Origin of the sequence: uncultured Eudoraea sp. (genome assembly GCF_947258925.1) — a bacterium.
Lineage (GTDB): Bacteria > Bacteroidota > Bacteroidia > Flavobacteriales > Flavobacteriaceae > Eudoraea.
In genome coordinates this window covers 1-16684 of record NZ_CAMYKG010000034.1, presented here as the reverse complement: position 1 = coordinate 16684, position 16684 = coordinate 1, and the positions used below count along the sequence as shown (strand labels likewise).

Here is a 16684-nt window from a genome sequence, read left to right as displayed (position 1 = left end):
TTTTCTTCAAGGCTCCCAATAACCATAGCGTTTTTCTCGAATTGGTCACTCGTAAGTTCAATTAAATTGTCTTCAAGCTTCATTGAAGTTTGAGAATCCTCAGAATTATTGGACTCCGCATTTTTACAATTCGAAAAACTCATAATTAACGCAAATGCGAAGAAATAATATATATATCGATTCATGGCTTAGGTTTTAATAAGTTAGATAGTTAATAGCAATAACGGTTTGGTTGTAGTTATTAAGACTATTTAGATAGTCCAGTTTAATTTCATAGGCGTTTTCAAGACTTAAGATATACTGGAAATAGTTGATTTCACCATTTTTAAAACTAAGTGTTGCCGTTTTTAAAATTTCATCGGACAGCATGGTACCTTCTTCTTCATAATATTTTAGGGCCTTTTCCTGCTTTATCAGTTTTGCATTTAGTGCCATATACTGCGTATTCAATACAACCTGGTATTCATTAGATTGTTCAATGGCAATTTCGCGGGCTATTGAGGACGCTTTGATCTTCGAAGACTGTCCAAAAAACAACAGCGGAATTTTAAACCCCACATAATAGCCATATAAATTTTTTGAAAGACTGCTGTTGGATCCCTGAAAGTAACTCAAGCTCAGATCGGGTAATAAAAGCTGCTTTTCATATTTCCGTTGATTGTCAAAAAGGTTCACCCTGTTAGCATAATATTCAAGTTCCAAGCTGTTTTCAAGGTTTATTGGGCTTAGCCTAACTTTTTTCTGTTTCGCCCTGCCTATAAGGATGCTATCTTCGGTCTGTACCATTTTCACTAGATTTCCATAGGCAAGGACAACATCCTGTTCGGCCTGCTCTAATTTAATTTGAATTTGTTTCTGTCTGGATTGAGAGGTTATTTTTTCTAAATAATTAGTTTCGCCTAGTTCAAAACGTCGTACCGCAATGGCGGCGAAATTCTTAAAAAGACTGTCTATTTGTCTATAAATTAACTCCTTCTCTTTAGCAAATTGATATTCATAAAACCTGGAAGTGACCTCTTTTTTTAAATTTTTCTTTTGGATCTCATAAACACTGGATTCAACACTAAGATTTGATTTATTTAATTTTTTTCTTGAGAAATAAACCGTGGGAAAAAGCAGATCTTGTTGTACGCCATAAACGTTTAAAGGCAGATTACCCAAGGTTAGGTTATTTTGGTCATACTCATAAAAAAGCTGTGTTTTATCAAAGGAAAAAGCACTGGATATCAGAGCATCTGATTTGCTGACCTTCAGTGAATCTGCTTTGAGCCCTGCATTGTTTTCGACTGCTATATGCAATAATCCGTCCAGGGAATATTCATTTTCCTGTGCATTTAATAAAGGGGTAAATAAGACAAGCAAAATGGGCAGGATATTTGTTTTCGTATTCTTAAATGGAATACTTAGATCTACTTTTCCCGGGGTACTGAAAATGCTGTACAATATGGGGAGAACAATCAATGTTAATAGTGTTGCACTTACCAATCCACCTATTACCACGGTTGCCAAAGGACGTTGTACTTCTGCCCCTACATTGGTGGATATTGCCATTGGCAGAAACCCTAAAGCGGCCGCAGAAGCTGTTAGTAATACAGCTCTCATCCGATCTTTGGTTCCCTGAATAATTAACGATTCCATGTTTTCAAAATTTTCAATTTTCAATTCTTTAAAATGCTCTATTAATACAATTCCATTTAGAACAGCGATACCAAAAAGAGCAATAAACCCTACCCCCGCTGAAATACTGAAAGGTAAATCTCTTATCCATAATAAGAATACACCGCCAACTGCAGCCAAAGGAATTGCAGTAAAAATCATCAGTGTCTCTTTAATGGATTTAAAAGCCAAATAGAGTAGCACAAAAATCAATACCAACGCAATAGGCACAGCAACCATTAATCTTGATCTGGCACTTTGAAGATTTTCAAATTGACCCCCATAATTTATGGTGTATCCTGCAGGCAGCTCAATTTGTTCATTTATTAATTCCTGGATATCATCTACTACAGATTGCAAATCACGGTTTCTAACATTTACTCCCACTACGATTCTCCTTTTGGTATCATCTCTTGATATTTTGGCTGCTCCTTTTTGGTAGGTGATTTCAGCAAGTTCGCTTAAAGGAATTTTACCTTTAACAGGCAAATCGACATATAAATTTTTAAGATTATCAATATTCTGCCTGTTTGCAGAAGTAAGGCGAACTACCAAATCGAAACGCTTTTCACCTTCATAAATACTTCCCACTTTTTTTCCGGAAAATCCCATGGCAACCATATCATTCAATTCCTGAATATTAAGGCCATATCGTGCGATTTTTTCACGATTTTTTAGCTAAGACTTCCAAATCTTCACCAAAGATTTTGATTGCAATATCTGCTCTTACTCCGGTTATTAGTTCATTAAACCTCATTTCAATGGGCTGAGTAAACTCCACCTCCATGCCCGGCAAAATTGATAAGGCCTCTTTAAATTTATTGGCCAGCTCATCCTTAGTGTCGGCGGATACCCAATCCTTTTTGGATTTTAAGATTATGATGACATCACTTTCTTCCATAGACATGGGGTCTGTTGGAACTTCCGCCGCTCCAATTCTCGTAACCACTTGTTTTACTTCAGGAAAATTATGCAATAGAATTTCCTCTATCTGTGTGGTCGTTTCAACCGTTTTACTCAGTGAGGTGCCAGTTTTTAATACAGGTTGTATTACAAAATCACCTTCATCCAGGGTGGGAACAAACTCGCCTCCTAGTGAAATAAAGAGAGGAATAGTTAGGAAAAGTAAAAGGGCCGCAATGCCTAACACTATTTTCTTATGTCCAAATGCTTTTTGTATCATAGGATCAAAAGAATTTCTAATTCGGTGCATTAATTGAAATGAGATATTCTTTTTGGAAGTGTCAGACGGCTTTAGAAATAAGGAAGCCATTACAGGGACATAGCTAAAACAAAGGATCATTGCGCCAATAAGAGCAAAACTAAAGGTTAGTGCCATGGGCATGAACATTTTTCCTTCAACACCGCTTAACGAAAGGATGGGGATAAAAACAATTAAGATAATAAGCTGTCCAAAAATTGCTGAGTTCATCATCTTGGATGCACCCTGGAAGGTTATCCTATCCTTTAATCTTATTCTTTCAGATATGGATAACCCGCTCAACTGTTTGCTTTTACGGGTTATTTGAAAGGCAATGTACTCTACAATGATCACCGCACCATCTATTATAATTCCAAAATCAATAGCACCTAAGCTCATTAAATTGGCATCCACTTTAAATACATACATCAATGAAAGAGCAAAAAGTAAGCTAAGCGGAATTACAGAGGCGACCACCAACCCGGATCTTAAATTGCCCAATAATAAGACCACAACGAAGATTACGATCAAACATCCGAAAATCAGGTTTTCAGTGACGGTAAACGTTGTCTTACTTATAAGTTCACTTCTATCCAGGAAAGCATTGATTTGTATCCCTTCAGGTAAGGTTTTGGAGACTGCAGAAACACGTTCTCTTACTGCATCTATGACCTCTTTAGAGTTGGCTTCTTTTAGCATCATTACCTGACCAAGAACTTTTTCGCCCTCTCCATTGGCAGTGATAGCACCAAAACGGGTGGCACTCCCAAATCCTACTTCGGCAACATCCTTTATATAGATTGGGATTGAATTTATATTTTTAACTACAATATTTTCTATGTCTTGTAAAGAAGAGACCAACCCTTCTCCACGAATAAAATAAGCTTGATTTACTTTTTCTATATAGCCCCCTCCGGTAACACTATTATTCATTTCCAGAGCCTTGATTACCTCTTTAGCAGTAATGTTCATTGCATTTAGCTTTTCCGTACTAATTGCAACTTCATATTGCTTTAGAAAGCCACCCCAGGTATTTACTTCAACAACGCCCGGAATACCTGAGAGTTGCCTTTTTACCAGCCAATCCTGTATTGTTCTGAGGTCTGTTGTTGTATATTTTCCCTCGTATCCCGGCTTTATATCCAGAATGTACTGATAAATTTCACCTAGCCCTGTGGTTATAGGTCCCATCTCCGGACTACCAAATCCTTCCGGAATTTTTTCCGATGCTGATTTAATTTTTTCAGCGATCAACTGCCTGGGCAAATAAGTACCCATATTTTCGTCAAAAACAATAGTTACCACCGAAAGTCCGAATTTGGAAATAGACCTGATTTCCTGTACCCCGGGTAAATTGGCCATTTCGAGTTCCACCGGATACGTAATAAATTGCTCCATATCCTGGGTAGACAAACTTCTGGAAGTTGTGATCACCTGAACCTGGTTATTGGTAACATCGGGAACCGCCCCAATAGATATATGGAATAGAGAATACAACCCAAAACCGATTAGAAAGGTGGTGAGTATTAGGATAATGGACTTTTTCTTAAGACTAAATTCAATAATACGTGATAACATAACCCGTGGTATAATGATTGATAATCATGCATAATTCATAGAAAAAATTATGCCTCTTAATTAAATAAACCAATATGAATTATGCAGCGCGGGGGGGCTGAAAAGGGCCTTCTTGCTCGAAGTTGGAATATGAAGCCTGATAAAAGAAATTGGCCGTAGATGTTACTATATCATCCGCGGGCTTTATTTGGTAAGCCTGCAAATCTTTTACTACGAAAGCGGAAAGAAGTGCCATATGCGGCTGGTCCTGAAATGGTAATTTTTCGTGATCTTTTTCTTCTTCTGTATGTTGTTTGTTGTGATCTGCCTCGAGCTCTCCATAGTGTTTTGAGAGAAAGACAAAGAAGTTATCGCCGTATTTCTCCGAATGAAACCTGGCATGTTCAATTAAATCGGTGAGATCAAAGAGATCACTGATACAAATATTAAAACTTTGTACAAGAATAAGAAAAGCAGCTGCTATGGAAACTAATTTTACCATTGTGATCCTAATGTAAAGATACAATATTCTGAAATAATCTTATTTAAATTCTTCCTCTTCTACTATTTCATAGGGGATTGTTTCTATAATATAGCTTAGGGCTTTAATTCTGGCGTCTGTTTTTCTGTCCGCATCGATAATTACCCATGGAGAATTCTTTAGATCTGTGTGTTCAAACATTTTCACCTTAAAAGCCGTGTATTCATCCCACAATTCCTGGGCCTTGCGGTCAACATCAGTCATTTTCCACCTTTTTAGAGGATCGGATTTGATTTCCTTAAATCGTCGTGCTTGTTCTTCCTTTGTAATTGAAAAATAAAATTTGATTAAATGGGTGTCCGAATCCATGATCATTCTTTCAAAACTGTTGACCTGGTTCATAAAACTTTGATACTGTGGCTTGGTGCAAAAACCATTCACGGGCTCAACTACAGCCCTGTTATACCAACTGCGGTCAAAAAAGACCATTTCTCCCGGTTTGGGAAGTCTGTTTACATAGCGCTGGAAATACCATTGTCCCCGTTCTTCAACCGTAGGTTTTGGTAAAGCAACTTTCCTGTATTGCCGTGGGTTAATATGTGCTGTAATCCTTCTTATTGCACCACCTTTACCAGCAGCATCTCGTCCTTCAAAAATGATCACTATTTTTTTATTTTTTGCAATTACCCAATTTTGAAGTTTAATGAGTTCTGTCTGGAGTTCTTTAAATTTTAATTCATGCTTGGCCAGGCGAAGTGCCTTTTCAATATTTGTCTTCTTTTCAGAAAATAAACTTTTCAATCCCAGGGGTGAGTTAAGAAGGGCGATTTCATCTTCATTAAGCTCAATCATCTTAGTTTCTTTCGTCTTCATAATCTATATATCGATTTGTTCAATATGTCGGTAATATCTGAGGATAATGTTAGGATCCGGTAATATAGTTGTTTTGTGTTTCGTTTTTCGGGTATAATCAAATTTCGAAAGTACATAGCGAATACTCTCGAGCCGGGCTGTTTTCTTGTTATTTGCCTTAACTATAATCCAGGGACTAAATGTAGTATGAGTTTTAGAAAACATCTGTTCTTTGTAATAGCTGTATTTGTCCCACAGGGCCTGACCTTTTTTATCTACCGGACTGAATTTCCATATTTTCAACGGATTTAGCAACCTGCTCTCTATTCGTTTTTTCTGTTCTTTTTTGGAGATCGAAAACCAAAACTTTACAAGTTGGACACCATCTTCGTAGAGCATATGTTCAAAACCGGGTACCTGAACCATGAATTGTTCATATTCATGTTTATTGCAAAACCCCATTACGGGTTCTACCACAGCCCTGTTGTACCAACTTCTATCGAAAAAAACAATCTCACCCGGATTTGGAAGCTCTTTAATATACCTCCTGAAATACCATTGTCCCCGCTCTACATCAGTAGGTTTGGATAATGCGACAACTCGCATTGATCTTGGATTTAGATGTTCCGTAAAACGTTTTATAGCTCCACCTTTGCCGGCTGCATCCCTGCCTTCAAAAATAATAGCGACCCTGAGTTTTCGTTTGGTTACCCAGCGCTGTAAATTCACTAATTCTTGTTGAAGTAGCTTTAATTCTTCTTCATATCTAAGAAGATTAAGAACCTTGGAAATATTAATTTCCTTTTGTTCGGCCAAAGCAATCAGGTCCTTCCTTTTTTTAACATTTATCAGGTCTTCCGGTAATAGCATTTGGTAGTTGTTTTGAATTTAAAATCAGTATAAAACAAGTGTTTATGGCTACCTTTTTAAAAAAAGGCCGTAACAATAAAGGTACTAATTTTAACCCATAATTTTAACACCTATTGCTTTCTTTTTCTAAAAGTTCGGAGCTATGAATAAAGGATTATCCACACATTGTATTAATGCAGGTTAATGATTAAGTTTAAAGCGAATTTGAAAATTTCACACTATGATGTTTAGTAGAATATTTTTTATGATACTGTTAATAGGAATTGGAATGCAGGTTTCTGCCCAAAAGCAAGAATTCAGTTATCTGGACGTATATAAGCTTGAATATGTTTCTGACCCTCAAATAGACCCCGATGGTTCCAGGATAGTTTATAGAAGGATGGGATTTGACATTATGAAGGATAAGGCTGATGGAAATCTTTGGATTGTTAAATCGGATGGCTCCGGGCATCAAAAACTAACTTCATGTGAAGCGAGTGAACATAGCCCCAGGTGGTCACCTAATGGAGATAGGATTGCATTTATTAGCACCACCACCGAAGGCGCAGAAATTTATATGTACTGGCTGGAGAGTAATAAGTTGGCAAGAATAAGTCAGCTTCCTTTTAGCCCCGGTTCTCTAACATGGTCTCCAAAAGGAGACCAACTGGCGTTTTCAATGAATGTAGAAAAAAAGCCTCCTGTCATTGCAAAAATTCCATCGAAGCCTAAAGGTGCGCAATGGGCTGAACCACCCAGGATTACAGACAGGCTTTATCATGAGGCAGATGGCCGGGGATACATCAAGCCCGGATTCAATCACATCTTTGTAATTCCGGCGCAGGGAGGGGCACGGGGATACATCAAGCCCGGATTCAATCACATCTTTGTAATTCCGGCGCAGGGAGGGGCAATTCGTCAGATAACATCAGACGATTTTCATCACAGGGGCCAGCTCACATGGTCTGCACAAGGCGATAAGATTTATTTTTCCGCAAACAGGACCGAAAATTGGGAATATGATTTTAGGAACAGTGAGATCTATGAGGCCGATGTTGCCACCGGACGAATACAAGTTCTAACAGATAGGCAAGGGCCGGATAAAAGCCCGGTCGTTTCTCCAAATGGTAAGTATATTGCTTATTTGGGATTCGAGGATAAAGTACAAACCTATCAGGTTACAAAATTGCAGATCATGAATATTGATGGAACTTCCAAGAGGGTGATATCTGAAACCCTGGATAGAAGTATAAAGAACATGATTTGGGACGAAAAAAGTAGCGGTCTTTATATTTCCTATGATGATAAAGGGAATACGAAAATAAGTCACATAACATTGGATGGAAAAATTACAAAACTAGCCGATAACCTTGGGGGAACTTCCATAGGGCGACCCTATGCAGGTGGATCTTTCAGTGCTTCCAGTGGAGGAAATTTAGCTTATACCCATAGCAGGCCGGCATATCCCGCTGAGCTTGCAATAGTGAATGGAAAATCTAAAAAAACAACTAAAATTACGTCGCTCAATAAAGCACTTTTTGATTACAGGGATTTGGGCAAGGTTGAAGAAGTTTGGTACGAATCTTCTGTTGACCAGAGACAAATTCAGGGCTGGGTGGTCTATCCTCCGGATTACGACGAGAATAAAAAGTATCCGTTTTTGGTTGAAAATCATGGCGGACCGGTTCTAAATTATGGGGATCGGTTTTCTGCAGAAATACAGCTATACGCGTCAGCGGGTTATATCGTTTTTTATCCCAATGCCAGAGGGAGTACCAGTTATGGGGAAGAATTTGGAAATCTTTTATTCAATAATTATCCGGGAGAGGATTATAATGATGTAATGGATGGTGTTGATTATTGTATAAAAAAAGGCATTGCCCATGAGGATCAATTGTTTGTAACCGGCGGGAGCGCAGGAGGTATAATGACCGCATGGATTATTGGTAAAAATAATAGGTTTGAAGCTGCCGTAGTAGCAAAACCGGTGATGAACTGGATAAGTAAAACCCTTGTAGCAGACAATTATTTTGGTTATGCCAATTCGCGCTATCCTGGTCAGCCTTGGGAAAATTTTGAAGGATACTGGAATTTTTCTCCATTATCACTCGTTGGTAATATAGAAACTCCAAGCATGGTCATGGTAGGGATGGAAGATTTAAGGACACCTCCAAGTGAAGCGAAGCAGCTTTATCATGCATTAAAATTGAGAAAGATTGAAACTGTCTTAGTGGAAATCCCGGGGGCAAGTCATGGAATTGCAAATAAGCCCAGTAATTTAATAACAAAAATTGCCCATACTATTGCATGGTTTGAAAAATACCGCAAGTAAGTGGAAAACAAATAGGTTATGAAAGGGAAAAAAAGACAATGGTTATGGAATTTACTAATAGTCCTGACCGTAATTGTCTGTGTACTGGTTTTCCTGGCACATTATAAGAATTGGATAAGGAAGAAACCAGATAGCATACAGATTTTATCAGGAATATATTATATGGAATTGCCTTTTAGTAGCATGAATGAGGTGTTTATGGTAGGTAAGATACCCTCTTTGGAGCGTAAAAACGGATTTTCGGCCTGGGAGAAGGAAAAAGGGATTTTTAAAGATTCATTAAATGAAGAAAAATTGGTAAATGTTTATGTAGACAACTTAAATCATCAAAAGATTAGATTAACATACAACGATTCCCTCCTGGTTTTTATCAATTTGTCTGATTCCGTTAAAACAAAAGAGTTATATCTTTACCTCGAAGAAAAAATAGCTTCTCAACAGATACAATTAAATCAGTAAAAAAGAGTTACTAGTACAAATTCCTAATTTTTAATCTTATGAAATTACTTTTCCTAAATCTACTGCTTTTGCCGCTCATGTTATTTTCCCAGAACAAACTTTCAGTGGATGTTGCTGGGGTTAAGAGCGACAGCGGTAACGTACTTGTAGCAGTATACGACAGTGCTGATAGTTTTTTGGATTCAGATAAAATGTTTTCGGGTGGTAGTAGTAAAGCGCAACAGGGCAATACATGGGTAATCATAGAAGATTTACCTGATGGGGAGTATGCACTTGCAATTTTTCATGATGAAGACGGGGACGACGAATTAGATACCAACTGGATAGGGATCCCGAAAGAGCCTATTTGTTTTTCTATTGGTAAAATGAAAATGTTCGGACCACCAAAATACAGTGAATGTGCATTCAAAGTAGAAGGGGATAAAGAAATCAGGGTATCGCTCTAAAAGTAAAATTCCATACTACTTATTATCCGATTAAGTAAACAACTCCCGTTCACTTGAATTAATAGGGTTCGCAGCTTCTAACCCCTTAAAACGCTTTGGAGAATCTCAGGAAATTGCCAATGCAGTCCTTTTCCTTGCTTCAGATGATGCGAGTTATGTAAATGGTATAGAGCTTGCGATTGACGGAGGGATGAGCCAGATATAAAATTTAATACTGGAAATTTGACCCATCGGTATTTAGCTGATGGGTTTTTTATGGATAGGAAGTTGAGGTATTCCATGACTATCTGTATATTTAAAACTAATATGGAAACTATTCTACTCGTTCAATTATTAGGGGCCTTATTTGGTTTGCTTGCTGTAGTGTTTGGTGCGTTTGGAGCCCACGCCTTAAAGAAATCCCTCTCGGTAGCTCAACTCAAGAGTTTTGAGACAGGGGTAAAGTATCAGATGTATCATGCTATTTTGTTGTTGATACTGGGATTCAACCTGGGTTTTACCACTTCTTTAGAGAAAAATATGGCCTACTGCTTTATTTTAGGCACTATACTTTTTTCATTTAGCATATATGCATTAGCCATAAGCGCCTCAAAAGGAAAATCTTTTAAATTCCTGGGGCCTGTTACCCCACTCGGAGGGCTGTTATTGATAATAGGCTGGGGTTTATTGTTTTATTCTTTTATTGCCAATATGGTTTAGGCTTAATGGCATCCGCAATTATCCTCCCCACATGCACCTTTGGTCGTTTTTTTAGAAGAAAACAAGCGCTTAGGCAGGAAGTATTTTTTGGCCAGATATAATATGGCGATGGCCAAAGTCAGATAAACCAATATGGATTGTAAAACGCTCATTTTATTTCAAAACCTGATAGGCAATTAAAGCAACAATATACGCAAAAACACTCATAAACACCAATTGGGCCATGGGCCAACGCCAGCTATTGGTCTCACGTTTTACAATGGCCAATGTACTCATACACTGCATGGCAAAAGCATAAAACAGGAGCAATGAAATACCCGATGCCAGGTCAAACAAAGGTTTTTTGGTCACGGGATTTATCTCAGATGCCATTCTGTGTTTAATCGTATCCTCTTCATCGTTTCCAACGCTATAGATAGTTGCTAAAGTTCCAACAAAAACTTCCCGGGCTGCAAAAGAAGTCAGAACTGCAATCCCTATTTTCCAGTCATATCCCAAGGGTGCCACTGCGGGTTCAATGGCTTTACCAATATTGCCGATATAGGAATTTTCCAGTTTGAAGCCCGCAATTTCGTGTTTGCGAGCTTTTTCAAAAAGCACAGCTTCTTTTTGCTTTAACGAATCATTTAAATCACTCTCTCTCATTTGGGATGGTTTTGCCCCGTTTCTTAAAGCTGATTCGTAGTCCTGTAATTCATTCGTAATGTTAGTGGTATTGTAGCTGTTTAAACCTTCTGTTTTAATTCTCCCATTAACAATGTCATCTGCATTCTGAAAGTTGGAGGAGTAACCATTTGAACCTAAAAACCATAAGACAATTGAAATAGCCAGGATAATCTTACCGGCACCGTATACAAAACTTTTAGTCTTTTCCACAACAGTAAAGGCAACGTTCTTTAGTAGAGGTATCTTATAGCTGGGCATTTCTACCATAAAAAAGGATCTGCTTTTTATCTTCAGCACTTTATTAAGGATCATGGCCGATATAATTGCAGCACCGAAGCCAATTAAATATAACAGCGTAAGTGTCAGCGCCTGATAGCTCAAACCTATAACTCTACCTTCGGGAATAACAAGGGCAATTATGATGAGGTAAACCGGAAGTCGGGCCGAACACGTAACAAAGGGGGTTACCAAAATGGTGATAAGTCGTTCTTTCCAGTTTTCAATATTACGAGTGGCCATTACGGCTGGAATTGCACATGCGGTTCCGGAGATTAACGGAACTACGCTTTTTCCACTTAATCCAAATGGTCTCATTACCCGATCCATTAGAAAGACCACCCTGCTCATATATCCGGACTCCTCCAGGAGCGCAATAAATAAAAACAAAAAGGCGATCTGAGGAATGAATATAACAATTCCTCCTATTCCCGCCAGGATACCTTCGGCTATTAGATTAGTAAACACTCCGGGTGGCATAGTAGCTTTTATCCAGTTACTTGCTGCAGCAAATTGTTCGTCTATAAAATCCATTGGAATACTGCTCCAGTCGTAAATAGCTTGAAAAATGGTCAGTAAAATGACCAGGAAAATTAAGTAACCGAATACTTTATGTGTTAAAATCCGATCTACAGTTGCTCTAAATCCTTTTGCCGCATTCCTGTCAACTTTATAGGTCTCTTTTAAAACACCATTTATAAATTGATACCGCAGAATGGTCTCTTTCTGCTGCAATCTTTTTAATTCAGGCTTGGTCATAGTGGCAAAGGAAGAGGTATCTTTTACCGCTTTTTTCTCTATAGGCATAAAATTAACATCCTGCGTAATTACAAGCCACAACTTATAGAGATCTTCGTTGGGAAATGTCTGCTGTAATCTTTCAAAATATTCCGGTGCTATTACCGAGGCGTTAACATTCGGTTTAACCGACAAATTTTTATAATCTGCAATCAATTCCCGAATTCGATCTATCCCGGTACCTTTTCGGGTACTAACCAGGGCAATTTTTGTATTTAATTTTTCTTCCAGCAGTGATAGGTCCAGGGTAATACCCTTTTTGGGCATTCTATCGGACATATTGATGACTAAGATGGTGGGAATTTTTAAATCTTTTATCTGGGTAAATATCAGAAGGTTTCTTTTTAAATTTTCAACATCACTGATTACCACTGCAACATCGGGAAAATCTTTGTCGTTCTTATTGAGAAGTAATTCTACAACTACACTTTCATCCAGGGAAGTCGTATTAAGACTGTATGTGCCGGGCAGGTCAAGGATATGAGCTTTAACACCCCTCGCTAGTTTACAGACCCCTTCTTTTTTTTCAACGGTTATACCCGGGTAATTACCTACTTTTTGATTGAGACCCGTTAACTGATTAAAAACTGAGGTTTTTCCAGTATTAGGATTACCAATAAGCGCAACATTAATACTTTTACTCATAATACACCGGGGTCTTCAATGCGATCTAATTCTATTTGAAGGGCAACAGATCGCCTAATCGCAATGTGGGAACCATTAACATTTATATAAATAGGATCTTTAAGAGGGGCTATTTGTATCAATTCTACTTCATTTCCGGGAAGACAACCTAATTCAAGTAGTTTTATAGGGAGAAGTCCCTTGGTAAATTCTTTGATAATTCCCTTTTCACCTCGTTTTAAATGTGCAATAGTCGTAACCAATTTTTATTTAGATTGATTTTAAGTAAGGACAAAAATAATGGAAAAAGATGAGGTTTTGGGGCAAATAGTAAAAAAAGAAAAAGATCAGATTTCTTTGACGAAGCAGTTAGGATTAATGGGTATTAGGATTTCAATTGAGGTAAGACATTTTTAAAACCTCCAGGTCTTGCATTAATTTATCCATATCTTCTCTTTTGGTTCCATCATAGGTTCCTCTTATCCTTCGCTCTTTGTCGATCAAAATAAAATTTTCCGTATGAATCATGTCAAATGGCCCGCCATCACCATCAGTTTTTACGGCCAGATAAGATTTCCTTGCCAGTTCATAAATCTGTTTTTTATCCCCGGTTACCAAATTCCACTTCTTGTCTAAAACCCCTTTTTCCAAGGCGTATTTTTTAAGCCGGGGCACAGAATCAATATCCGGAGTGACGGAATGAGACAATAACAGCACATCTTCATCATTTACAATTTGGCCCTGTAAATAGGCCATGTTTTTGGTCATCACCGGACATATGGTAGGGCAGGTGGTAAAAAAGAAGTCGGCTACATAGATTTTATCTTTGTAAAAATCCTGGGTTATGATTTTGCCGTTTTGATTCGTAAGTGAAAAGTCGGCAATGGTATGGTATTTTTTAACATGGACCAGGGTGCTATCTACCAATTCTGAATTAAAGTCGGCGGGTTGATAAACCGGAAGCACTTTTTTGGGCTGCAGGGCATTGTAGAATAAATAAAGTATAATCACTGAAAGCGAAAGGAGTACGATACCAAAAAATTTGTATTTACTGAAGAAAGAACGCATTCGTAGTTTTTTGCAAAGGTACAGCAGCAAATCGTAGCATTCAAAAACTTTGGAAGGGCTTTGCTGCTAAAACTTTCTTAAATATCTGCCCCAGACCATAGTTTCTTTTTATAAGACCTTGTAAAAGCGTACTTTTGTGCGCTTTACTTATAAAATCTATAGATGAGTCCTATATTAATAAAGACCATACAGTTCTTTCTGAGTCTTTCACTTTTAATTGTCCTCCATGAACTTGGACATTTTATCCCGGCTAAGTTATTTAAGACCAGGGTAGAGAAGTTTTATCTTTTTTTTGACATCAAATTTTCCCTGTTTAAGAAGAAAATCGGAGAAACAGTTTATGGGATTGGGTGGCTACCGCTGGGAGGTTATGTAAAGATAGCGGGCATGATTGATGAGAGCATGGATACCGCCCAGATGGCTGAAGAGCCAAAGGAGTGGGAGTTTAGATCAAAGCCGGCCTGGCAAAGACTCATAATTATGCTTGGCGGGGTAACGGTTAATTTTATTTTGGCAGTTATCATCTATATTGGAATGGCCTATTCTTATGGTGATCAATACATCCCAATGAAAAGTTTGAAGGATGGTATTTGGGTAACAGAAAAAAACATTGGGGATGAATTAGGGGTACAAACGGGAGATCAGATTGTGGCTATTGATGGCGAAGAAGTTGAAAATTTTGATAGTTTACTGGGAGAGATAATCAATGGAAATACCATTACCATCGAAAGAGATGGAACCATAATTGAAAAAGAAATACCGGTAGATTTTATAGCAACACTTTTGGAGGACGAGGATAAAATCAGATTTATCAGTCCCAGAATTCCGTTTATTGTGGGTGGTATCCCGAAGGAATCCGCTAATAAAGATTCCGGATTACAAATAAAGGACCAGGTCGTAGGTATCGGGGATCAAAGAATCACCTATTTTGACGAGGCAAAACCTGTCCTTGAACGGTATACCAACCAAAATATAAATCTAACTGTAAGTAGAGATGGAGCGGAACAACAGATACCAGTTGTAATTAGTGATTCCGCTACCATTGGAATTACAATGGGCGGGTTGAGTTTTGACCAATTGGAGGAGATGGGCTATTTTAAATTAGAGACCAGAAAATACACATTTGCAGAGTCAATCCCTGCCGGAATTGATAAAGGTGTTACAACACTTACCAGTTATGTAAAACAGCTTAAGAAAATATTTAATCCCGAAACAGGTGCCTATAAGGGCGTAGGAGGTTTTGCGGCCATAGGAGGTTTGTTTCCTGACACCTGGAACTGGCCTGCATTTTGGTCAACTACGGCCCTGATATCTATCATTTTGGCCTTTATGAATATTCTGCCTATCCCCGCTTTAGATGGGGGTCATGTTACCTTTTTGTTATATGAAATGGTAACGGGGAGAAAGCCCAGTGATAAGTTTTTGGAATACGCACAGATGATCGGATTTTTTCTATTGATTGCTTTGTTATTGTTTGCAAATGGCAATGATTTGTATAAATGGCTTGTTAAATAGCTATTGCTTTTCTGAAGGTAAGGCAAATTTTTAAAACCCAGATTTACTGGCATTTATACGCCTTTATTATACCTCTTTTTGATTATTGACAAAATATTGCTGTAGTTCATCGATATTTTCAGGAATATTTAAAAGGTAGAATTAACTTAGTATCATAATTCACTGAAGCCTAAATTTCAGTAACCCCTTTAATCTTAAATTAGACGTATGAAAACCTACTATTATGTGCTCTTAGCACTATTCTCCAGTATATTATTATTTATAGGTTGTTCCGATTATGGGAATGAACTTCAATATGTAAAGTATGGTAAGATTTCGGTAAAGCTTACTGATGCTCCATTTCCATATGACTTCATTGATGAAGCCAATGTCACTATTTATAAAATAGAAACTCGTATTAAAAACTTGGATGAATCCAAAGGAGATCAGGATGATTCTAATTTTGAAGTCCTTTATGAAGGAGAACAAAAAGTAAATCTGTTAACGTTAACCAATGGGGTTACAATGGCAATGGGTGAAGCGGAAGTACCGGTTGGTTCCTATGACCTGGTAAGGGTTTATATAAAGGAAGGCAGTGTAGTACTGAAAGATGGGACTACTTTTGATCTAAAGGTTCCTAGTGGTGAGCAAACGGGTATTAAAGTATTTGTGAAACCTGCGATTGAAGTTTTTAGTAGTTTGAGCAGTGATCTTTTATTGGATATTGATGTAAGTAAATCTTTTATTGCCATAGGAAATATAGAAAGTATGTCGGGAATTACAGGGTTTAACTTTAAACCGGTTATTCGGGCATCAAATATGAGTATAGCTGGTAGTTTAGCAGGCCGTGTTACTACATTGGTCGAGGATGTTGAAACTGGTCTTTATGGGGTACAGATTAGTGTATGGGATGGCGAAGAGCATATCACATCCACATCAACAGATGAATCCGGTAATTATATGGTTTTAGGACTGGATGAAGGAACTTATACCATTCTGGCAGAAGCCATGGAATATAACACAAATATAAAGGAGGATGTAGCAATTCTCGCTGCGAACAAGACAACTTTAGATTTTGAGATGACAGCAAAGTAATAGGGCTTGTGATGGTGTGACCACCTTTTTACGCCAAGTTTTGATTAAAATCAAAAAAATGACAAAAAGATACTTTTTGTTTGTTGGGCGTATTTGAAAAATCATTTATATTTGCACCCCGTTTAAGCAAT

At 37.8% G+C, this 16684-nt stretch carries 13 protein-coding genes and 2 pseudogenes; 7 read left to right on the top strand and 8 right to left on the bottom strand.

The genetic code is table 11. The annotated features are described in order from the left end of the window. The 5 genes and pseudogenes from Q0X77_RS11925 to ppk2 (Q0X77_RS11905) form a co-directional block, all read right to left on the bottom strand. Positions 1-185: pseudogene (locus Q0X77_RS11925) on the bottom strand (efflux transporter periplasmic adaptor subunit); the annotation flags it as partial. Between the two features lie 10 nt (positions 186-195). Next, positions 196-4435: pseudogene (locus Q0X77_RS11920) on the bottom strand (CusA/CzcA family heavy metal efflux RND transporter). 79 nt (positions 4436-4514) lie between these two features. Then, positions 4515-4916 (bottom strand): hypothetical protein, encoded by a 402-nt coding sequence (locus Q0X77_RS11915; protein ID WP_297797640.1) that lies wholly within the window; start codon positions 4914-4916, stop codon positions 4515-4517. Between the two features lie 39 nt (positions 4917-4955). After that, positions 4956-5768: a polyphosphate kinase 2 gene (ppk2, locus tag Q0X77_RS11910; protein ID WP_297797638.1), complete on the bottom strand. Its 813-nt coding sequence runs from the start codon at positions 5766-5768 to the stop codon at positions 4956-4958. A gap of 3 nt (positions 5769-5771) precedes the next feature. Then, complete coding sequence (gene ppk2 / locus Q0X77_RS11905) at positions 5772-6617, bottom strand: polyphosphate kinase 2 (RefSeq protein ID WP_297797636.1); 846 nt, start codon at positions 6615-6617, stop codon at positions 5772-5774. 244 nt (positions 6618-6861) lie between these two features. Here ppk2 (Q0X77_RS11905) and Q0X77_RS11900 point away from each other — a divergent pair, with 244 nt between their 5' ends. The 5 genes from Q0X77_RS11900 (at position 6862) to Q0X77_RS11880 (ending at position 10532) form a co-directional block, all read left to right on the top strand. Further along, positions 6862-8928: a S9 family peptidase gene (locus Q0X77_RS11900; RefSeq protein WP_297797634.1), complete on the top strand. Its 2067-nt coding sequence runs from the start codon at positions 6862-6864 to the stop codon at positions 8926-8928. Positions 8929-8946: 18 nt separating this feature from the next. Next, positions 8947-9387, top strand: a complete 441-nt coding sequence (locus Q0X77_RS11895; RefSeq protein WP_297797631.1) for a hypothetical protein — start codon at positions 8947-8949, stop codon at positions 9385-9387. Positions 9388-9425: 38 nt separating this feature from the next. Continuing rightward, positions 9426-9833 (top strand): DUF2141 domain-containing protein, encoded by a 408-nt coding sequence (locus Q0X77_RS11890; RefSeq protein WP_297797629.1) that lies wholly within the window; start codon positions 9426-9428, stop codon positions 9831-9833. 61 nt (positions 9834-9894) lie between these two features. Further along, complete coding sequence (locus Q0X77_RS11885; protein WP_297797675.1) at positions 9895-10038, top strand: SDR family oxidoreductase; 144 nt, start codon at positions 9895-9897, stop codon at positions 10036-10038. Positions 10039-10139: 101 nt separating this feature from the next. Then, positions 10140-10532, top strand: a complete 393-nt coding sequence (locus Q0X77_RS11880; RefSeq protein WP_297797627.1) for a DUF423 domain-containing protein — start codon at positions 10140-10142, stop codon at positions 10530-10532. Between the two features lie 153 nt (positions 10533-10685). Here the strand turns inward: Q0X77_RS11880 and feoB are convergent, their stop codons facing one another. The 3 genes from feoB to Q0X77_RS11865 all read right to left on the bottom strand — a co-directional run bounded on the left by feoB (position 10686) and on the right by Q0X77_RS11865 (position 13964). Beyond that, positions 10686-12917, bottom strand: a complete 2232-nt coding sequence (gene feoB / locus Q0X77_RS11875) for a ferrous iron transport protein B (RefSeq protein ID WP_297797625.1) — start codon at positions 12915-12917, stop codon at positions 10686-10688. Then, the gene (locus tag Q0X77_RS11870; RefSeq protein WP_297797623.1) at positions 12914-13159 is read right to left on the bottom strand and encodes a FeoA family protein; all 246 of its coding nucleotides are present in this window, start codon (positions 13157-13159) and stop codon (positions 12914-12916) included. Before Q0X77_RS11870 ends, feoB begins: the two co-directional genes overlap by 4 nt. A 130-nt stretch (positions 13160-13289) precedes the next feature. Further along, positions 13290-13964, bottom strand: coding sequence for an SCO family protein (locus Q0X77_RS11865; RefSeq protein ID WP_297797621.1), 675 nt, complete (start codon positions 13962-13964; stop codon positions 13290-13292). A gap of 162 nt (positions 13965-14126) precedes the next feature. On the opposite strand from Q0X77_RS11865, the gene rseP reads away from it, so the two are divergent. Continuing rightward, the gene (gene rseP / locus Q0X77_RS11860) at positions 14127-15479 is read left to right on the top strand and encodes an RIP metalloprotease RseP (protein WP_297797619.1); all 1353 of its coding nucleotides are present in this window, start codon (positions 14127-14129) and stop codon (positions 15477-15479) included. 207 nt (positions 15480-15686) lie between these two features. Next, positions 15687-16553: a DUF4382 domain-containing protein gene (locus tag Q0X77_RS11855; protein ID WP_297797617.1), complete on the top strand. Its 867-nt coding sequence runs from the start codon at positions 15687-15689 to the stop codon at positions 16551-16553. The last annotated feature ends 131 nt before the right edge of the window (positions 16554-16684 follow it).